This window comes from Maridesulfovibrio sp. (assembly GCF_965230075.1).
In the GTDB taxonomy this organism is placed as follows: Bacteria; Desulfobacterota; Desulfovibrionia; order Desulfovibrionales; family Desulfovibrionaceae; genus Maridesulfovibrio.
Genome location: NZ_OZ245945.1, coordinates 1,835,424 through 1,855,670 on the forward strand (window position 1 = coordinate 1,835,424; position 20,247 = coordinate 1,855,670).

At 45.7% G+C, this 20,247-nt stretch carries 17 protein-coding genes and 1 tRNA gene; 8 read left to right on the plus strand and 10 right to left on the minus strand.

The window, feature by feature from the left end; genetic code table 11:
• Positions 1 to 187: 187 nt before the first annotated feature.
• A complete protein-coding gene (locus ACO05Z_RS08305; protein WP_421901702.1) occupies positions 188 to 1,450 on the minus strand; it encodes a glycosyltransferase family 4 protein in 1,263 nt (420 codons plus the stop codon).
• Entirely contained in the window at positions 1,450 to 2,616 is a 1,167-nt protein-coding gene (locus ACO05Z_RS08310; protein ID WP_421901703.1) for a glycosyltransferase family protein, read from the minus strand. The genes ACO05Z_RS08305 and ACO05Z_RS08310 overlap by 1 nt, the downstream gene beginning before the upstream one ends.
• 248 nt (positions 2,617 to 2,864) lie before the next feature.
• On the opposite strand from ACO05Z_RS08310, the gene ACO05Z_RS08315 reads away from it, so the two are divergent.
• The 4 genes from ACO05Z_RS08315 (at position 2,865) to ilvN (ending at position 6,991) form a co-directional block, all read left to right on the plus strand.
• The gene (locus tag ACO05Z_RS08315) at positions 2,865 to 4,034 is read left to right on the plus strand and encodes a hypothetical protein (protein ID WP_421901704.1); all 1,170 of its coding nucleotides are present in this window, start codon (positions 2,865 to 2,867) and stop codon (positions 4,032 to 4,034) included.
• Positions 4,021 to 4,734 carry a class I SAM-dependent methyltransferase gene (locus tag ACO05Z_RS08320; protein WP_421901705.1) on the plus strand — a complete coding sequence of 238 codons (714 nt, stop codon included), beginning with the start codon at positions 4,021 to 4,023 and terminating at the stop codon, positions 4,732 to 4,734. Before ACO05Z_RS08315 ends, ACO05Z_RS08320 begins: the two co-directional genes overlap by 14 nt.
• Positions 4,735 to 5,051: 317 nt before the next feature.
• Positions 5,052 to 6,716, plus strand: a complete 1,665-nt coding sequence (ilvB, locus tag ACO05Z_RS08325) for a biosynthetic-type acetolactate synthase large subunit (RefSeq protein WP_421901706.1) — start codon at positions 5,052 to 5,054, stop codon at positions 6,714 to 6,716.
• Positions 6,717 to 6,718: 2 nt separating this feature from the next.
• The gene (ilvN, locus tag ACO05Z_RS08330; RefSeq protein ID WP_421901707.1) at positions 6,719 to 6,991 is read left to right on the plus strand and encodes an acetolactate synthase small subunit; all 273 of its coding nucleotides are present in this window, start codon (positions 6,719 to 6,721) and stop codon (positions 6,989 to 6,991) included.
• 35 nt (positions 6,992 to 7,026) lie between these two features.
• Here ilvN and ACO05Z_RS08335 read toward each other — a convergent pair whose 3' ends face one another.
• From ACO05Z_RS08335 to ACO05Z_RS08350, 4 genes are all read right to left on the minus strand, one after another.
• A complete protein-coding gene (locus ACO05Z_RS08335; RefSeq protein ID WP_421901708.1) occupies positions 7,027 to 7,944 on the minus strand; it encodes a hypothetical protein in 918 nt (305 codons plus the stop codon).
• Positions 7,945 to 8,187: 243 nt separating this feature from the next.
• The gene (locus ACO05Z_RS08340; RefSeq protein ID WP_421901710.1) at positions 8,188 to 9,618 is read right to left on the minus strand and encodes a DNA integrity scanning protein DisA nucleotide-binding domain protein; all 1,431 of its coding nucleotides are present in this window, start codon (positions 9,616 to 9,618) and stop codon (positions 8,188 to 8,190) included.
• A gap of 70 nt (positions 9,619 to 9,688) precedes the next feature.
• The gene (locus ACO05Z_RS08345) at positions 9,689 to 11,629 is read right to left on the minus strand and encodes a YgiQ family radical SAM protein (protein ID WP_421901711.1); all 1,941 of its coding nucleotides are present in this window, start codon (positions 11,627 to 11,629) and stop codon (positions 9,689 to 9,691) included.
• Positions 11,630 to 11,854: 225 nt separating this feature from the next.
• A complete protein-coding gene (locus ACO05Z_RS08350) occupies positions 11,855 to 13,615 on the minus strand; it encodes a PocR ligand-binding domain-containing protein (protein WP_421901712.1) in 1,761 nt (586 codons plus the stop codon).
• Positions 13,616 to 13,794: 179 nt separating this feature from the next.
• Between ACO05Z_RS08350 and thiD the strand changes: the two genes are divergently transcribed.
• Both thiD and ACO05Z_RS08360 read left to right on the plus strand, forming a co-directional pair.
• A complete protein-coding gene (gene thiD, locus ACO05Z_RS08355; protein WP_421901713.1) occupies positions 13,795 to 15,156 on the plus strand; it encodes a bifunctional hydroxymethylpyrimidine kinase/phosphomethylpyrimidine kinase in 1,362 nt (453 codons plus the stop codon).
• 151 nt (positions 15,157 to 15,307) lie between these two features.
• Positions 15,308 to 15,391 (plus strand) — tRNA-Leu (locus ACO05Z_RS08360).
• Between the two features lie 99 nt (positions 15,392 to 15,490).
• On the opposite strand, the gene ACO05Z_RS08365 is transcribed toward ACO05Z_RS08360, so the two are convergent.
• Both ACO05Z_RS08365 and ACO05Z_RS08370 read right to left on the minus strand, forming a co-directional pair.
• Positions 15,491 to 16,573 (minus strand): pentapeptide repeat-containing protein, encoded by a 1,083-nt coding sequence (locus tag ACO05Z_RS08365; protein WP_421901714.1) that lies wholly within the window; start codon positions 16,571 to 16,573, stop codon positions 15,491 to 15,493.
• An 18-nt stretch (positions 16,574 to 16,591) separates the two neighbouring features.
• A complete protein-coding gene (locus ACO05Z_RS08370) occupies positions 16,592 to 17,623 on the minus strand; it encodes a pentapeptide repeat-containing protein (protein WP_421901715.1) in 1,032 nt (343 codons plus the stop codon).
• A 141-nt stretch (positions 17,624 to 17,764) separates the two neighbouring features.
• Here ACO05Z_RS08370 and ACO05Z_RS08375 point away from each other — a divergent pair, with 141 nt between their 5' ends.
• Positions 17,765 to 17,968, plus strand: coding sequence for a hypothetical protein (locus tag ACO05Z_RS08375; RefSeq protein WP_421901716.1), 204 nt, complete (start codon positions 17,765 to 17,767; stop codon positions 17,966 to 17,968).
• Between the two features lie 62 nt (positions 17,969 to 18,030).
• Here the strand turns inward: ACO05Z_RS08375 and ACO05Z_RS08380 are convergent, their stop codons facing one another.
• Positions 18,031 to 18,915 carry a LysR family transcriptional regulator gene (locus tag ACO05Z_RS08380; protein ID WP_421901717.1) on the minus strand — a complete coding sequence of 295 codons (885 nt, stop codon included), beginning with the start codon at positions 18,913 to 18,915 and terminating at the stop codon, positions 18,031 to 18,033.
• A gap of 259 nt (positions 18,916 to 19,174) precedes the next feature.
• Here ACO05Z_RS08380 and ACO05Z_RS08385 point away from each other — a divergent pair, with 259 nt between their 5' ends.
• On the plus strand, positions 19,175 to 19,591 hold the full coding sequence (locus ACO05Z_RS08385; protein WP_421901718.1) for a pyridoxamine 5'-phosphate oxidase family protein: 417 nt from the start codon (positions 19,175 to 19,177) through the stop codon (positions 19,589 to 19,591).
• Positions 19,592 to 19,698: 107 nt separating this feature from the next.
• On the opposite strand, the gene ACO05Z_RS08390 is transcribed toward ACO05Z_RS08385, so the two are convergent.
• Positions 19,699 to 20,082, minus strand: a complete 384-nt coding sequence (locus tag ACO05Z_RS08390; protein ID WP_421901719.1) for a hypothetical protein — start codon at positions 20,080 to 20,082, stop codon at positions 19,699 to 19,701.
• Positions 20,083 to 20,247: the final 165 nt, after the last annotated feature.

Here is a 20,247-nt window from a genome sequence, read left to right on the forward strand (position 1 = left end):
TTTGAGACGATTTGATTTCGCCTCCGGCGGCCAAAGGGGATAATCCCCTTTGGAATCCCTATTAGTTAATTTTTATTTTATAAAATAAATTTGATGCGAAGCGGCGAAGCCATAATAAAAGGTTTTGGGATTCTTAAACCCTTTTGCAAAAGGGGGTAAGGCCCCGGCAGGGTCGCCGAAGGTAATTTTAAGCTTTAATACCGTATTGTTCGTATACATCCGCCAGTTTGTTGATCCAGTAGCGGTTGTCAAAGATTTCGTGGACTCTTTCTTTTGCTGCAGGAATGACGCTCTTGCGCAGGTCCTGATCGGTGAGCATGCGTTCCATGGCGTCGGCCATGGCTTCAGGATCACCCGGTTCAACCAGCAACCCGGTTTTGCCGTTTTCGATGAGCTCGGGAATACCGGAAACTGTGGTGGCAACAACAGGTACGGACATAGCCATGCTTTCAGCCAGTACGTTGGGGATGCCATCACGATCACCGTTGGGAGCGATCTCGCAGCCGATGGCAAAAAGATCGGCTGTGCGGTAATGCTCAAGCACTTCCTCGTGGGGTTTTGTACCCAGCCAATGGCATCTGCCGTTTAGATCCAGTTCATCCAGCAGCTTAAGGGTCTCTTCTCGCTCGTCTCCGTCACCGACAATGTTGTAGTTGAAGTCGATACCTTTTTCTTCAAGCTTTTTAAGGGCCTTGAAAACAGTGGGCAGACCTTTCTTGGTGGTAAAACGGGCTACAGTGAAAATTTTATAAGGACCGGAACAGGTGAATTCCTTGTCGGAGCTGAACAGGTTCAGATCAATGCCATGGTAAACCTTGTGGACCGGTTTGCCTTCCGGGGCAATGGATTGTAGGTAATCGCAATTGTATCCGGTGCAGGTAACGGCGAACTTGGCTTCGGAAATCTTAGCGGTGATCTTTTCCGGCTTCTGGGTGTAAATATCTTTGGCATGCGCTGTGAAACTGAAGGGCAGACCGGAAAGACGACTTGCGTTTCTGGCTACGGAGCAGGGGGAATGTGCGAAGTGGGCATGGAAGTGGAAAATATCTGATCCGGGCAGGATTTTTTCCACAATGTATTCGCCTTGCAGCATGTGCTTGAATGACGCTTCGCTTCCGGTTTGGCGGTAGACATTCCAGATTTTATCAATGCGCGCTGTAAATTCTTCGTCTTTACCGTAACGTTCATCCTTAAGGCCAGCGTCCATATCTGTGGAACCGAAAAGTTCTTCAAGACATCCTTCAACTGTGGAAGGCAGATAGGAAACTTCAGCCTTGATTTCAGATATGGATTTATGGGTGAAGCTCTCACGCGGTTTACGCATGGAAATGATATGAATCTTGACGCCCCGCTGTTCGAGGAGTCTGATTTCATTGGAAATAAAAGTCTCAGAGATACGAGGATATCCCTTGAGGATCATCGCAAGTACGGGCTGGGTAGAATTTGTCATTAGCAGTTGTCTTTAAAATAGCCCACGCGGTCATGCATGACCTCAAGGCCTGTGAAGTTGAAGTTCTTGATGGCTTCCCGGATGGAATTTGAATTATTCAGCAGGTGGTTGACCTTTTCCATAATTGCGTCAGGTCCGAGTTCGTGCCACGGGAGAAAATCGGCAAGATTTTGCTCTTTCAAGACATTGGCTCGGATAGTCTGTTCAAGGCGCGGAGTCTCGCGGGGGATAATCAGGCTCACCTGCTTGTGTGAAAGAATTTCGCAGATGGTGTTGTATCCGCCCATGCTGACTACGAGGTCGGCATTGCTGAAAAGTTTCTCCATCCTTCTATAAAAATGGTAGAAGGTAACGGAAAGATTCTTAGCCCTTTTGGAAAGATCAAGGCGCTGCTCCTTGGACATGAAAGGTCCGGTGACCATTACAGTCCTGAAGTCCTGCGGATTATATTTTTCAAGGGCTTTCAGGTAGGCATCCATCATGGGATAGCCGTCACCGCCGCCCCCGGCAGTGATTACAACCAGCTTCTTGCCGTTCTTTCTTTTTTCCGGGCAGGAGCGGCTATGGATTTTACGGGGAATATAGCCGGTAAAAACCATCTTTTTACTGATGGATTCGGGGATGGCGTATTCCTTGATGGGATCGTAATATTCTTGATGTCCGTAGACCCATATTTCTGAATACAGGTTTTCTAGAACATCGTAGATGCCTTTGTCTGTCCAGTCCTGAATGGTACTTTCTGAATCGTCCATGATGTCGCGCAGACCGAGGATGGTCCGGGTCTGGCCGATCTGTTTCATCCATTCAAGGGTGGGCATGATTTCATGCTTCATCCCTTTTGGGGCCTTATCAACAATGAAAAGGTCCGGGCGGAAACTTTTGGCAGTAGCATCAATGATGGACTGGCGGATGGACATGGCATGAACAGGTTCGATCTTGATGGAATGCGGAACATAAAGGTCGTTTGACCTTTTGATCATTCCGGGCACGCGGACAAAATCAATCTGTTCGGGAAATTCGAAGCGACCCACGATAGGGGAGCCTGTAAGGATGAGTATATTTACCCCTTTGCATTTCAGCTGTGAAGCTATCGCCATTGTACGACGGATATGCCCAAGACCATAAGTGTCGTGGGAGTACATTAATATGTTGTATGTCTTGTCCATTTATCGTACCGATTCTCAGGGGTTAAACAGTTTCCGTATAAGGCGGAATTATGTTGCATCGCCGTAGCCGTTGGCATATCTAGCGGAAAGGATAATTTATGTAAATCCTTAAACGCGACGAATGCATGCGTGCTAATTTCTATTATTTTTTTTAATTAGAAGCAATCCCTTTTCTGTATTTTTGTTGATATGAGAAATAGTTTTTATTTGTCTGTAATTATTGTGATTAATTTTTATAAAGGTGTCTGATGGATTCTAATTTGGATGTTTTGATCTATGCCCATGATGGTCGTGGCCTAGGGCATGTGAGTCGCAGTGTGGGAATCGGGTTGGCTCTACGTCGATTGTTTCCAGAACTTTCGGTGCTTCTGGTTACAGGATGTGCAACTACGGCGGAACTGATCGGTGACGGTTCTTTGGATTGGATCAAGCTGCCGTCTTATAAAACCAATGTCACTGCCGGAAAATCTTCCGGAGTGAAGGGTGATTCCAATATTGATGACAAGCTGCTTGGGGAGCTTCGGGCACGTAACATCCGTGATATTGTAGCGGCTTATAAACCGAAAGTCTTTCTCGCAGATCACACACCGCAGGGCAAACATAAGGAATTGCTGCCTTCCCATGATGTTTCGCCGGAGACTGTACGTGTTTTGGGAATACGTGCTGTTGTCGGAGAAGTTGGCAAGGTCTGGTCTGATTTTTCTTCCGAAATATTTGCCGGAACATATTCCAATATCCTCTGGTATGGCGATTCATCCGTAGCCGGGGCAGGGGAGCTTGAACGGCTTTCCGGTCATTATGGAGTTGCGCCCCACGAAGCCGGGTATGTCTCACGTTTGTCTGAGTTGCAGGTTTTGAACAAAGATAATGCGCAGGGTGATCGGCTGGCCGGAGTTATTTCTATTCCGTGGTCAGGTGAAGGCACGGCTGTGCTCATGGATACATTGGCAGAAACCCTCGGCGGGATCGATGCTTCATATGGAAAATGGAAAATTTTTATGAACCTGCGTGAGTCTGGAACTGTGACAGCTGTTGAAAATTTCAGCGGACTTGAGCATGTCAGCTTTGAGCAGGTGGGACCGCAGTTCCTCAGCGATTTACGCAATTCCCGTAGCGCGGTGATTTACGGTGGATACAACAGCCTGACAGATGTAATGGTTTGCGCTGTGCCTACTGTTGTTCTGCTGCGTGGCATGAAGGATGGTGAGCAGGAGGATCATGCTGCTGTATTGGCCGATAAGTCTTCAGTAATACAGAATGTTCTTGCTGATCAAACTGTTACAGTAGAAGAGTTGCGGAAGTCATTGGTTAAATGTCTTGAAGCAGAAGTGGATGAATCGGTCATAAATTTAAATGGTGCGGAAAACGCAGCCCGTTATCTGGCGGAGCTCGCAGGAGGTTGTGATGCTGACCGCTAGTCCCGAATTACGGCAAAAATTGCGCGTCCTGACCAAGGAATTCTCCCGTCACGAAATGAAGCAGTGGGACAAGATTCTTGCTCCCCTCGATCGCAATATGAGTATCCTTGAGGTTGGTTGTGGCCGAGGAGGTAAGACTGATTTTTTAAAGTCACAGGGGTTCAATAATATTCTTGGCGTTGAAAAGAATGAATTTCAGGTCAGGGAATGTTGTAAACGCGGATTGAACGTGGTTACTCTTGATGAATTTACTGACAAACATGGCGAGGATAAGTTTGATTTTATAGTACTTTCTCATATAATCGAACATTTTGATTTTGCAGGACTTGTCGAATTCATTGACGGCTATCTGGCTCATCTGAAACCGGGCGGCCTGTTGCTGATTGCCACTCCTATGCTGCATCCTCATTTTTGGCTCGATCTGGATCACCAGAAGCCGTATTACCCGCAAGGTATAAAGAATTTTTACAGTGGTGCGGATGAGCAGGTAGGTTTTACTTCAAATTATCGGCTCAAGCTTAAGGACATCCGCTTTCGTAAAAGTCCTTTGCGGGTTAAAAATGACCGCAGTCTACTATTAAAGAAGAATGATCTGCCAATGCTTCTCTTTAATCTGATCAGTGCGGCCTTGTTTAAGATTAGTTTTTCCCTGCTAGGATACAAGAGTGCATGGATAGGACTATATAAAATGCGCTCTTAATTAGTGCTAATTTAAAAAAGTGCTTGCGTATGGATTTTAGTTGGACTATTGCTTTTTGAACGTTTTTAAATTTTTACGGATTTTTTAGAGAAGAACTGAAATGCTACTATCTACCCTCGACCATATGAATGCAGTCGTCGCATCCGTCACCAACGTGGTGATGGTCGTGATTTCTGTCGTGGTCGTGCGAGGCTTAAGTGAGCCGGAGGGAAGGTTGTAAGCAGCAGTTTACATTCACAAAGTGTAGTTGTAACCCCCCGCCGGCTCAGCCAGTGGGGGGTTTTTTATTATCATCAGGAAATTGTGAGGGTGCGAAAATGGAAATCAGCGGTGCTAAATTGGTTATTAAACTCTTGGAACAACAGGGGATTGATATTGTTTGCGGTATCCCCGGCGGTTCCAACCTGCCCATCTATGATGCCTTACGGGACAGCCCGATCAGGCATATCCTTGCCCGTCATGAACAGGGTGCGGGATTTATGGCTCAGGGCATGGCTCGGACTACTGGAAAGGCTGCCGTTTGTATGGGCACTTCCGGTCCCGGAGTAACCAATCTACTCACCGCCATTGCTGATGCAAGGCTTGATTCCATTCCCGTTGTCGCCATTACCGGGCAGGTAACTAGTACCCTTATCGGCACAGATGCCTTTCAGGAGGTTGATACCTATGGGCTGACCATTCCTATCACCAAGCATAATTTTCTGGTTCAGTCCGCAGCCGATCTGCTGGAAATTATACCTGAAGCATTCAGGCTTGCGGAATCCGGCAGGCCCGGTCCTGTTGTCGTTGATATCCCCAAGGATGTTCAGAAGGAAATTATTGAGATCTCAGAAATATCAGGTGCTGCTTTTCATAAGCCGGAGATTATTGAGGGGGATGAGGAACTGATCGGAAAAGCTGTAAGTATGATTAACGGGGCCCGCCGGCCCATTATTTATGCCGGGGGCGGGGTAGTTGCTGCTGATGCTTCTGCTGACCTGCTTAAATTCGCGCGCAGGAATTCCATACCGGTTGTAACCACACTCATGGGTCTCGGCGCATTCCCTCATGGCGATCCAAATTATCTGGGTATGCTCGGTATGCATGGCTCCCGTTCCACCAATATGGTTATGGAAGAGGCGGATCTGATCATTGCACTGGGTGTACGTTTTGATGATCGCGCTGTCGGTAAAGCCTGTGAATTCTGCAAACATGCTGACATCCTGCATATTGATATCGACCGTTCTGAAATCGGTAAGATCAAGTCATCGAATCTTTCCATCGTTGGTGATGTTGGGCATGTTCTGCACGAATTGGTTGAGAAGGTTGAGGCTTCTATCAGGATTGGCTGGAGTGCGCGCATCGCTTCCATTCGCATGATGTATCCCGATGTTCGTCCTGATGAGCAGGATACCTTTCATCCGCTTAACCTGATTCGGGTAATGGGCGAGACTCTCCCTGATGACGCCATTATTACTACTGACGTAGGGCAGCACCAAATGTGGGTTGCTCAAGGTTATCCATTCCGCAAGCCCCGGACCTTGCTGACTTCCGGTGGTCTCGGAACCATGGGCTTCGGCCTTCCCAATGCCATTGGTGCGGCGCTGGCCAAGCCTGATAAAAAGGTTGTCTGTGTAAGTGGGGACGGCTCTTTTCTGATGAATATTCAGGAACTCGCTACTCTTGCTGAGCAGCGTTTGAATGTTAAGGTTTTAATTATGAACAACAATCGCCTTGGCTTGGTTCGCCAGCAGCAGGAATTGTTTTTTGAAGAGCGTTTCTTTGCTTCCACTTTTGAAAGCAATCCTGATTTCGCGTCAATCGCCAGAGGGTTCGGGCTTCCCTCATTTGATCTTGGTGAGCAGGAAAATCCTGAACTCTTTCTGCGTAAGGTTTTGGGGCAGGACGGTCCTTGTGTAATCAATATCCCCATTAATTTTGAAAACAAGGTTCTTCCCATGGTTCCGCCCGAGTGCGCTAACAGGGAAATGATAGGAGGCTAGCCATGTGTAAACATAATTTTGTTATTGATCTGCAGGTACGCAACCATGCTGGAGTTATGAGCCAGATTACCGGGCTTTTTTCCCGTCGTAATTTTAACCTTGAGGGAATTATCTGCGGTCCTGTGGGAGATGGGGGGCAGAGTAGAATGATTCTTACTGTTGCTGATGACAGCAAGCTTGAGCAGATTATGCTGCAGCTGGAAAAATTATACGATGTGTTGAAGGTGGAACAGGTTGAAAGCCATCCGCTTACAGATGTTCTCAGTCAGCTTTAATAAAATAAAAGGGGCCGGATTTAATTCGGCCCCTTTTAATTATCAACTAAAAAACTGTCACTGTTGAGTATCGTCCAATCTTTTGTGGCTCTGCAGTAGAATCCACCTTGGGTTAGAAGTTTCTTAATCACCCCTTTTTCACGCATTATCTTGATGCCTTTTTGTAGAGCCTCAAATATTTTTTCACCATCGGGGTGTTCTTTTGAAACTATAAAATGTCGACTTTCAGTTAATGAAAACTTGATCCCTTTTACGGGAACGAGAGTTATTCCGCTTCGAGTGACACTTAGGTCTTTTGAGTTATGAAAACCAAGCGGAATCCAATCCGCGCGACCAGCTTTAATCATTCTGAACAGACAGTCTATGGTGGGGCCTTTTTCAATTGTTTCTATCCCCAAATTATTCAAGGTTTGACATTCATTGGACCAGTGGATTCCAATTAAGGGTTTTCCTGCTTTTTTTAAGTCCTCAATTGTACGGGCGTTCATGACTTTGTGGTTGCTTGGAAGGCAGAAGACGCCTTTCTCAAATTCTCCGTCATTAATAACCGGATCACTGACATATATTTTATCTTTATATTTAGGCTGATCAATGGAGCTGAGGTTGAAGAGATGGGAGCTTACAACTGCGTATCCTTTGAGCAGTCCATCTTCTTCTCGTCTGACATTGGGCGCTTGCATAAAGTTTAGTTGTGCGTCGATTCCACCCAGTTTGAGTGCATTTTTCAAGATCATCAGGCTGGCAATGCATCTGGTTTTTATTTCCGGGGGAAGTTTCTGGTCGGAAAGTGGAACTGTTTTCGCTGATTCTGGCAGATTGCCATACTTTTCGATTGCGTTTTTGGTTGTGGCAACCGCAACGAGCATTTTTTCCGCAGCCAGTGCCGGGAAAGTGTAGGTCACAGCAAGAAGGAAAGCTGCGGTAAATATAATGGGCGCGCGATTTCTGCTCATTTGTTTAAGCTATTATGTGTTGTTCAAAAATGCTTTGATAAATTTTTTAGGTTCCGTTTAATGGTTTTATAACTTAATTGGTTTTGGTTTTGCACCAATGTTTTGTGAGAATCAAGTAATAATTTTTTAAATTTAGTTATGGAGATTAATTTAATCAACTATATCGCAATATAACACAAAAAGTATATTGCGTCTATTTTGACATAATAATAGGGGGCCGATTTCGATGTTGCTGATTTTAAATTATTCTTCGTTCCATTTTTGAAAGGTAGGGGGAGTGCTGACGCAGGCAAAAAGTTGTTTCCATTCGCAGATGGCGGTGAGTTCGACTCCGCGTTGAATAATTGAAACAGGCTTGTCGGCTGAAACAACGATTACGATCAGGTTGTCATGCTTGGCGGTGAATCGTAGGGCGGAGTTAAAGCGCGCACCTCTGGCCCGGTTTTCTCCTGATACAGCTTTACCGTCCAGTAGGCATGCAAAGCCGTGCAGCTTTAAATCCTTACAGATGTGGACAGCTCCATCTAGTTTGGTGAGTGATCGGGCGAGTCCGCGAATCTCAGGTTCTCGCAGGTCCAGAGGTTCTTCAATAGTTTGTCCGGCAATAGTGACCGGTTCATCGTTAAAGTCGAGGACAAGTGTACAACCATGGGCACGGTGATTGGCCGTGGTGATCATCTGGATCACCAACTGGAAAAGGCTGTGTCGTATATCTGCACTCAAATCCAGTTCCAGAAGGTATTCTTCCAGATGGACAAGGTTCGGCTTGTAGTTGGTGGAAGAAAATTTGGCGTCAGCAAAACTGCATACAGCTTCCGTTCCGAGATAAACCATTCCCCAATCTCCCTTGAACTGAACGGAGATGGAGTTGTTTGTGGGCGGGATAGAAGCAATCCCGACTACACACTTGCCGTCAGAAACAAGTTTGCGGCTAGAGCTTTCAACGGATTGCAACAATTTCCGGACGTGTTTATGATTCTTTAGGGAAGGCCTTTCATTTTCAGGAAACTTGGCCATGTACTTGATTGAATCAAGTTCCGAAGGTTCAATGAAGATCAGTTCTCCACGGGCCCATGCGCCTTCCTCTCTGGTTTTGGAAATTCCCAGTACCGCGTCCAGTATGGGGTAAACCCGCAACTGTGTATCCCAGCCCATAATGCGGTTGCGCTGGTCCACAATATAGTCGCGCACTGCGTGAGTGGAATATTCGCGCAGCAGGTGGCCTGAACTGTCGATGCGCAGAATGTTCTGGGTGGCAAAATCCTGAGAGAGCAATAGGGCGGCGTATTCCATCCAGCTTTCAGTTGGGCCGATGGAACACATGTCCGGGTGCTGCTCAGTAAACCAGCATTGGTAGAAGATACTACTGGAGCGGGCACTGCAGGTAATTAACCCTGCAAGGGCCAGATCTTTGGTGCGGACTACTTCTATGAGTCTTGTGTTGTCGTCATGGTTGCCGCCTTTGCGCCAGTCCTCAGAGTCAAGATAATACTCCTTGAGTTTGGGCTGGTGCTCCCTGAGCAGGTCCTGAGGATCATAGATACGCAGCGGATCATCAGGAGTCACTGCATAAATCAGGGCTGTACGGCTATTGGATGAAAAGTGGGAAAGTCCATCCCGCAGTCCGTCCATAATGTGAAAAATACACAGGTTGGCAAATGATTCTGAGCTCATAGAGTAATCCGCTGTTGAAGTTCAGGTTAAGGCGTATGTTATATTAATTGCCTTCTGTTTCCAACAGGAATTACTTCGTTTTTTTCTTCCTTGTGAAGCTCTTTCCTTTTTCCTTACGGTTAAAAATTTTGGGCTTGTTGTTTCCCTTTCCGCCGCTATGCTCCTGTTCCGGCTTTCTGCCTTTTCTGCCGCCTTTTTTCCCTTTGGGTGCAGAAGCGGGGCGGTTTTCGGTAGAAGGTTTTTTTTTGCCCTGCTTACCACCTTGTTTACCTGCTCGTGGGTCACGGCCCGGATCAGGTATGAGGATGCGGTGCTGCTTCAAACGCTGGGCGTCTGTCTTGGCTACGTAAATTTTATTGCCTGCAGGATCGGTCTCACAATAGAACATGGCTGTTGCAACGGTCCCCGGAGTGGGAATAAAGCACTGGACCTGACGCGGTTTCCAGCCCCTTGCAGCCAGCCATGAAGCAAGATGGCGCATGTCATTATCTGTGCACCCGGGGAAGGCACTCATCAGGTATGGTATGACATACTGCTCTTTGCCTACTTTTTTAGACTCTGCGGCGAACATTTCCAGAAAGCTTTCGAATATCGGCAGGTCCGGTTTACGCATATGCTTGAGCACTGAAGGCGCAATATGTTCCGGGGCCACTTTCAATTGGCCGCCGACGAATTCCTTGAAAATATCTTTAAGGCTGGTTCTGTCTTTCTGCCCGAGATCATAGCGCACACCGCTGGCAACCCGCACGTGTTTGATGCCGTCCATCTTTTGCGCATCACGTAAAAGTTTGAGGTTGGCTTTCTGGTCATATTTGAAATTGGGGCAGACCTTGGGCACAAGGCAGCTTTTGCGTTTGCATTTGCCCCGTTCCAGTGAACAGTGTGCGTTCCACATATTGGCGCTGGGACCGCCGATATCTGAAACAGATCCTTTGAAATCCGGATGGTCCTGCATGCGTTTAAGTTCATTCATGATCGATTTCCTGCTTCGGGAGCGGATGTGCCGTCCCTGATGCATGGCAATTGAGCAGAAGGAACAACCTCCGCCGCAGCCACGGTGAGATGTGATGCTGAATTCGATCATGTCCGCTGCCGGAATGCGCCCCTTATTATTATAGATGGGGTGGGGCAACCGGGCATAGGGCAGGCTGTAGAGCCAGTCCAGTTCTTCAGTGGAAAGATGTTTTGAGGGCGGAGTGATGACAACGTGCCTTTTATCGACCGGTTGAATGGCCCAGGAGTCCCCGAAGTGAACTTGTTCTTCAAGAGCAAGGGTAGCAGTCATTAATTGCCGGGATTTATCAACGATTTCTTGATGGGAAGGGAGTTCGGTTAGTTTTGCGCCGGCTTCAACGTCTTCCGGAGTGCCCATGAAAGCTGTGCCGGGGATACCCTTGAGGTCAGATGCGGATGGTTCCTCAGCTTGTGAAAGCAGGATAGCCGCTTCGAGCATGGCCCGTTCACCCATGCCGTAGACCAGCAGGTCGGCCTTGCTGTCCATAAGGATGGGCTTGCGGATTTTATCGGTCCAGAAATCGTAATGGGAGATTCGACGCAGCGAAGCTTCAATCCCACCGATAACTACCGGGAGGCCTTTGAAGGCTTTTTTGATCAGGTTGGTATAAATAATACAGGCCCGGTTGGGACGTGTTCCTGCCTTGCCGCCGGGGGTGTAGGCATCATCGCTTCTTTTTTTACGGAAAGATGTGTAGTGGGCGACCATGGAATCCAGCGCTCCGGCGGATACTCCGGCATAAAGGCGAGGGCGGCCCAGTTTTTCCAGTGCCTTGGGATCATTCCAATCCGGCTGGCAGGCTATGGCTACCTTGAAGCCGTGTGCGGAAAGAACGCGTCCCAAAAGAGGAATGCCAAAGCTCGGGTGGTCGATATAGCTGTCGCCGGAAACAAGAATGATGTCCGGTCTGTCCCAGCCCAGCTTGTCCATTTCCGCTCTGGTCATGGGCAGGAATTTAGGCTGGGGCTGCTTTTTTGCGATAATGCTTTTTGTCATGGGGCATACATATAGCCGAACCCCGCAGCTGGCAAGAGCAGACTTTTGATAAAGCACCATCTGCGTCGTAAAGTGAATTGTTAGCGTTTCTTAGAGCTTACAAGACCTTACCCCTGTGGGGTGCTGCATAAAAAGCTGAAACTCGTGTATATAGTATACGCGTCGTTCCAGCCTTTTTCTTGCGCCTAGCATCTGGCACTTTCTTAAAAGTCTGCTTTAAATTTGTTATTTAAAGGGCAGCTTAATTATAAATCTTGTCCATTCTCCGGGGACGGACTGTACATCCATGAAACCGTTGTGCTGATCGGTGACAATGAAATATGAAACAGAAAGACCCAGTCCCGTTCCTTTTCCTACTTCTTTTGTTGTGAAGAATGGCTCAAAAATGCGTTTACGCACGTTTTCGGGGATACCCGGTCCGTTATCTATGATTTCAACCACAGCCTTGCCAGCCTTTTCGTAGACTTTACATATGAAGCGGGATGGGGCCGGTGATTCCATCATAGCTTCAGCACCATTTTTTAGGATGTTGAGGAAAACCTGCTGAATCTCATTCCCTTCGCAATATACCGGAGTTGTTTTGGTCTCATATTCTCTTACAATTTCAATCTGTTTAAAATCGTATTGTTGCTTCAAGTCATAGTCGCTGGACGCAAGCTCGATGGTTCTGTCGAGCAGTTCTGAAAGGTTTTGTGGGGTGAAATTCTGTTCGCTTTTACGGCTGAAAGTAAGCATGTTGCGGACTATTATCGCCGCTCTTTCTGCCGCTTGACTTATTCCGTCCAGCATGCGGGGGATGTCTCTTTGATCCAGATAATTGCGCATGTCGAGAAGGGTAATGCCACAATTCTCTGCTGCTGAGATATTAGGGGTGAGGTCTTCGTAAATGCGTTTTTTTATGTTGCTTGCATGTCCCATGATCCCTGAGAGAGGATTGTTAATCTCATGGGCCATGCCTGCGGCTAATCCGCCCACAGACATCATTTTTTCTGATTGGAGCATCATGCGTTCAAGGTTGACCCGTTCTGTCACATCATCAATACGGATAACCGCGCCGCGTACTCCATTTGCAATGAGGGGATAGATGGTCACATCCTCACATGTTGCATTGTCCTCTTCCGGTCCGGGTCTGTTTATGTAAGCCTGCTTGCGGCGGGTGTTAATTGCTTTGCGGATACGGTCCATTTCCGATCCAAGGGTGGGGATGGTGTCTTCAAGCTTGGCCCCGATTGCCTTGTCCTGTCCGATTCCTGATATTGATTCCGCTTCCTTGTTCCATTGGGTGATTTTTCCCTCCGGGTCGACCCCGATCAGGGCAGAGGGCATGGAATCAATAATATTTGCGAGATAGTTACGAAGGCTTTTTATCTCTTTTTCTGCTTCCTTGCGTTGTTCGATTTCGTAAAAATTACTCATGGATTTGGAAGCAGAGTCAGAGAGAAAGGCCGCAAGGGCAATGTTGTATTTAAGAGTTAATTCAACCCGTTCGCGTGAAAAGCGGGGGACTGAGTCCAAAGCCTTAAGGTATTCCTTTTGGTCAAACCCGTACTTGTCTGCTTGCTTAACGAAAAAATCGCGGTCCGGTTCTTCTCCTTCATAAAAAAACTGACCCAGAAAAAAAGTAGCAATGTGCTGCTCCATACACATGATTGGTACTCCGATATCCCAAAGACCGTTAGTACACTTGTAGCCGTAGTGTTCTCCTTTTTGGATTTTATCAGTAATGGCGGTGTCGCTGGTAATACAATTGGCACAGGTCTCCGGATGTACACGGTGAAAATCAGTACATATTTTCTGCCAGCCAGCACCGGCATATATTTCTCCTGTAACTGAATCAATTATTCCGGAAGGCATTTCTGTGGCAATGTAGCTGACATCAAGCATATTTTGCAATTCATCCAGTTTGACTAGATCTTTGAGCAGGAGTCCGGAGAGCTTCTTCTTTATTGCCTCTGAAGAACAGTTTTCTAGGAGTGATATTTTCATTTTCGCTTGTGGGGAAAAGTGTTTTTTATAAAATTTTTTCAATTTAAATAAAACATAGGGTGGCTTTCCTGTCCAGATTATATGTTTAATCCAATTATTAAACGGCACATGTTGACCCGGAGCGGGGGCGTGGGTAAAATTCTTCAATCAAAAATAAAAAAATTGCCCAAGGAGGCATAATGAAACCGCTTCCATGCGTTTTAACTATTGCAGGTTCTGACTCCGGCGGAGGGGCCGGTATTCAGGCCGATCTCAAAGCTATTTCCATGGCTGGATGTTACGGGGCCAGCGCTATTACAGCGCTTACCGCCCAGAACACAACCGGAGTAACTGGAATTGAAGCTGTCTCTCCTGAGTTTGTAGCCCTCCAGATTGAAACGGTTTGTAAAGATATTAAAGTTCGGGCCGCTAAAACCGGGATGCTTTTTTCAGCACCCATCATTAGAGCGGTTGGCGAAATCCTGAAAGATAAGGATATTCCGCTGGTAATCGATCCTGTATGCGTGGCAACCAGTGGGGCGAAGCTGCTTAAAGACGATGCAGTGGAAGCTATGAAGGAAATTTTCCCGCTGGCAGATCTGCTTACGCCCAATGTGCCTGAGGCGGAGCTTTTTACCGGTATGGAAATCAAGAGCCGTGAAGATGTGTTCAGGGCAATCGAAATCCTGCTTGAGATGGGACCCAAAGCCGTACTGGTAAAGGGGGGGCATTTTGATTCCGTAGCCGCAACTGACTGGTTGGGCATCAAGGGACAGCAGCCTATCCCGCTCATGCAGCAAAGGGTAAAGACCAAGAACAGCCACGGGACCGGATGTACTCTTTCTGCTACTATCGCTTCTGGATTGGCAAAAGGGTATGATATGGTTACCGCCGTACGTAAGGCTCAGGAATACCTTAATCTTGCCTTACGGGCCGGATTTGATCTCGGTGAGGGCAGCGGACCGCCTAACCACCTTGCGCCCATGTTGATTGAACAGATGAAGCAGGGGATTTTATCAGAGCTGCATGAATTCGGGTTGCGCCTTGAGTGCATGGAGGGGTTAAATGAATTAATTCCGGAAGTGCGTATGAATGTGGCTGCAGCCCTACCGCATGCCGGGGATATCGATGATGTTGCTGCATTCAGCGGCAGGGTTTCCTGTACGCGCAAAGGGGAAGTTATGGTTTGCGGGCACCCAGAATTCGGTGCTTCCAGCCATATTGCCAAGGTGCTGCTCTGTGCGCGCAAGTCAAACCCTGAAGTAGGCTGCGCTGCAGGTTTAAGGTTCAATGAACGCATAATAGCTTCTGTTGCTGAGTGCGGATTTGTTGAAGCATGGTTCGACCGGGCGGACGAGCCGGGGGAAGTTCCCGGAACTGAGGAGAATACCCTTGAGTGGGGAACTTGCAAGGCTATGTCCGAACATCCCGATCCGGAGATGGTTGATGTGGTTTGTGATTCCGGAGCAAAGGGCATAGAGCCCTGTCTGCGCCTGCTTGCAAAGGATTTCAAGGACATGGAGGCTAAGCTTGAAAAGCTGCTTGCGGCCATGTCCGGTTAATAGAAGTTGCCGTTTCTATAGAATTATTTGCGATTTTTGTTGACAAGCGATAGCCCTGCTTATATTAACGCAACGGCTGCACGGGACAGCGCCCTTGTTTGGGTTAATCCACAAGGAGCAAAGTCCAATAAATAGCCCATAATATTTGGTTGCGAGAGTGGCGGAATTGGTAGACGCACTGGATTTAGGATCCAGCGGTTAATCCGTGAGAGTTCGAGTCTCTCCTTTCGCACCATTGCAAATATAAACAGCCCCTTACACCATCATCCGCATAGATGTTGTAAGGGGCTGTTTTTGTTTTTTTAAACCTATTTCTAGCTGGATAGTTTAGGTGTTAGGTTTCATCCTCTTTGTACCAGTCTGGTTTTTTGAATAGGTGTGGATGTGTTTCTCTTAGTTCTTTTTCAATTTTTTTTGGGAGTTTAGCTTTGTATAGAGTTTTTGATTGTGAAAGCTGTTTTGGTGTAAGGTTTACTGTATCAGTAAGGTCTGCTTCAACAAAAGTAACATTTGTTAAATTTGCTGAAATAAAATCTGATTTACGCAAGTTTGTTCCAAGAAAAATGGCATTTTTCATGTTTGCAAATTGAAAATCACACTCTGTCATCTCAGAATAACTAATCTTTGCTTGGTCAAGCCTTGCATGGGAAAAATTTGTTGCTACTATTGTTGCATTTGCCGCTTTGCTTTTTCTTAGCTGCGCATAAGATAAGTTGGAGCCCACTATAATCGCACTTGTAAGGTCTGCTTTATTTATGGTTGCTTTTTTGAGATTTGTCCCAAAAAAATGGATTTGAGTACAGTTAGCTTTGACAAAACTGGCTTTTTCAAGATTCGACCATGAGAAATATGTGCCTATCAAATTTGATTGATAAAAGGATGATTTTGCTAAGTTTCCATTTGAGAAATCTGCATTTGATAAATCGCACTGCGAAAGTCTAGCTCTGGTTAAAACATTTTTATAAGATTCTAGAGTGTCGATTATTAATGTTTGTCCTCTCTTGTATTTAGTTACTTTAAAGAAGGAAAGGATAGTTTGCCATATGTTAAATAGGTTTGGCTCAAGAGGGATTGTTGCTTTTTGAAGTTTAGGTATTTTTGCACAAGAGTATCCTTTAAGGTCCGTTGACATTTGTGTTTGAAATGATGCCATTTGCATTTCATGAGTGCTTACAGCTCTTTCATATCTATTAGATGCTAATCCAAATATCGCAATATATATGCTGAAGATCCAGAGCACAAAGGTGCTGGGGTTTCTGTAGTTATCATCCTCAAGCTCTTTTTTAGACGGAGGCCGGATCAGCTGTTTGATCGCACGTGCGCCGGAGTATTCATATAGGTTGTAAAACGGTCTGGATGAGTTCGAGATCAGGATCAGAATTATAATTCCTATGTGGGATGTGATGTATGTTTCCATGGCAGCGCCTCTGTTTGTTTATTCTTTTCCTGTATACCAGTCTGGTTTAACGAAAAGTTGGGGTTGCGTTTTTTGGAGTAACTTTTCTGTCTCAGGAGGGAGTGTAGCTTTATACAGAGAGCTAACTTTGGTTAAATCAACACCATGGAGTTTGGCTTCCGAAAGATTAACTCTTATAAGACAAGCTCCTTTGAGATTAGCTCCTTTTAGATCAGCTTTTTCAAGATTGGCACGGGTAAGGTCTGCTCCTCTGAGGTCCGCTCCATTTAAGACGGCTTCCGTGAGTCCGGCTTTTTTTAGACATGCAAGCGTGAGGTTGGCCTTTTTGAGGTTAGCTTTGGTAAGGTTGGTTTTTAGGAGTATCGCTGTTGAAAGACCAGCTCCTGATAAGTTGGCTCTCCAGAGGTTGGCTTCTTTTAGGTTGGCGCTTTTTAGGTTAGCTCCTTGGAGGTTGGCATATGAGAGGTTGGCCTTGTTGAGCCTGGCAAGCTTTAGGTTGGCTCTCTTTAGTTCTGCTCTCCAGAAGTTTATTCTCGAGAGGTTGGCCTTTATGAGAAACGCTCTTGAAAGTTTATATTTATACATTTCTATTGTAGAAATAAGTAGTTTTTGACCTTCCGCATATTCCTCCTTTGAGAAGAAGGAGTTAATTGTAGAAAAAACATCGAAAATTTCAGGTTTAATTGGAGTTTTTATGCTTTGCAGCCTACTTAAATCTCCACACGCAACAGCTCTATATTCAGAAGTCATTTGATTTTGAAAATTGGAAATTTGCATTACGTAAGTATTTACTGCTCCCTCATACCGATTAGAAGCAAGCCCAAATATTGCAACATAAATACTAACAATCCATAGTATAAAGGTGCTGGGGCTTCTGTAGTTTGCATCGTCGAGTTCTTTTTTGGGTGGGGGAGAAAGCAGCTGCTTGATAGCCCGTGCTCCAGAGTAGTTATATAAAAAGTAAAAAACTTCGTAATTGTATGAGTATAGGTACACAAGAACGAGTGGGGTAAATGCGAGTCCCAGCAGTATCCAGTCTTTGTTCTCCATTAGTGATACCCTCGAAATAGTTTTATTGAGCCTCGCTTTTTGTATCTAATTATTTTGAAAACAACAATTCCTCCCTTGCATTTCCCCCAACCTAATGTATCCATACCCCCCATGAATCACCTAAAGAAATATGCAGACCAAGTGACATTCATATCTAATGAGATGAAGGCTGGGCACATGACAATGGCTCAAGGGGCTGTTCAATTGCAGGCAGTGGCAACTCTTGCGGAGCAGGATGCTGCTGTAGTCGAGGATGAACAGTATGCCGCAAGGCTGCGGAAGTTTGCGGAAATGATTTATGATGTGATTGAGAAGATGAATCCGGAACAGCGGGTTATCCAGTAGATATTAATAGATATAGTTGACTGGGGTCTATAGACTAAAATTTCCATTTTTAACGTGTCAGGTTACAGCTCATTTATTTGTGCCAATCCGGCTGTAATGAATTTTCCTGTGGGGCCAAGGGACTCTGAAGGACTCCATGTGAGAATTATGGGAACCTGCGCAACTGTTTTCATAGAAATAAGAGATAGGCGGGCAAGTTTTCCTGATTTTTCGCCTTTACGAATAAGGTGCTCTGGAAGAAACCCCCAGCCCAAATTTTCCCGGATCATATCTCGGACAACATGCACTCCTTCCACCCACCATGCTGATTTGCTTAGTACAAATTCTTCTGGATCTTTATCTCCGCTTCTGCTGGTAGGTAGTAATTGGCGATGCGGATATAAATCTTCTAATGTAATACTGGAAAGATTCGCCAAAGGATGGCTTGGGCTTGCTGCTGGGTACATGCGCATATTGCCGATGTGTTTCATGTTCTCCTCTAAGGGAGGAGTGTAAAAAGGAATAATTATACCAATATGAGCTCTGCCCGATTTTACCATTTTTTGTGCGTCACCTAGAGAAGCATTGAGAAGTTCTAAATCTACTAGAGGATAGGCGTCACCAAATTGTTTAAGAAGGGCCCGAATTCGTTCTTTAGGTAGAGCTTCATCAAGAGCAAGCGTGAGTCCTGGCTTAATCCCCATGCATAGGCTGCGTGCCTTTTCTTCAAAATCGTTCCCCTTAGCGAGAAGTGTTCGGGCATCTCTTAGGAGCGATTCTCCTTCTGGGGTAAGGCGCGGGTATTTTCCGGACCTGTCGAAAAGTTCCACTCCTAAATCTATCTCCAAATTCATGACTGCCGTGCTTACGGCTGATTGAACTTTACCTAGAGCGCGTGCAGCAGCAGAAAAAGAACCGCATTCTGCCGTTTTCGCAAAAGCAGATAGTTGTTCAAAGTGTAACGCCATAGTCTTTCTCCTTTTGTTCCCGAAATAGTCTTGCTTTGGGATATATCAATAATCCGAGGCAAAGTTTACGGAGGGGCATTACCTAATGTTACCCGCTCAAAGCTATAAAGGGAAGTCCTGTCTCATCTATCCATGCTTGAGATGGTAACTAACTACACACGCTTTAGCAGGTGAGTTAATTGTCTCACATAATTTGAGCGGGAGTTTCTTAGATTGGTAGAAACTCTCAGAGAGCACTAAAAACAAGGGAGAATTAATTATGACAAAGAATGAAATTTTAAAATTTATTAACGATAACCCTTTTTTCTTTTTAGCCACAAATGAAAGTACACAGCCACGTGTCCGGGTAATGACGTTAATTGAAGCCAGCGATGAGCAAATATTGTTTGGTACAGATAAATATAAGGATGTATATGAACAGCTTGCCCGGAATCCCCTTATAGAAATGTGTTTCTATACTTCCAAAGGGCAAAATCAGGTACGTGTTTCGGGAGAAGTCGAGTTGGTGGAGGATATTGAAGTGAAGAAAAATGTCGTAAGTACGCGTCCATTTCTGAACGGTCTTATTGAAAAAGGCGGTTACGATGTTCTTGCCATATATCGTTTGAAAAATGGCAAAGCAACACCATGGTCTTTAAAAACGAGCTACGGTGAAAAGAAATATATAGAATTATAATAGAGTGTTGAGGATGTTACGGCTTCTTTTTTTTATAGGCCTTTAATATAGAAAGCGGTCAGCATTTTCATGCTGGCCGCTTTCTACGTTCTGTTTAAAGTTAATAGTTATTCTTGGGTCTGGTTTGATTGCATGATGATTGTTTGATTTGTTGCGGTCCCATTCTGTGGTGGAGGTGGGACTCTGTTCATGTGGATTGATAGTGAGATTCCGAGGATGATCAACCCGGGCAGTATGTAGAAGAATCTTTTGGCTCCCTTGGCATGGGCTATAATCACGCCGATGGAAGTGGTAAGCACCCCGATCTGGCCGAGGATGTCGACCAGCATGAACGGCTTACCTTCGGGTAGGGTTACAGTATATACGATGATTGAAACTATGCAGTAGAGCGCAAAGAAAACCCCTAGTCCGCTATGGCCTTTCTTCCTTGCATAAAATGATATTCCGATAATGCTCAGCAGGGTGAGTCCGGCGAGTATGAGTGTGGTCAATGTTAACCTCGTTTGTTCGTTGTTTACATGTTCTATTTTTCTGTGAAGAGGGAGAAAGTGTCAAGTTGAGTAGGGCGTGTTGAGAATTATGAATAATGTTTTTTGGGGAGCGACTGTTTTGAGTGATACTCTTCGTCTGTAATGAACTTCAAATGAAAATAATGA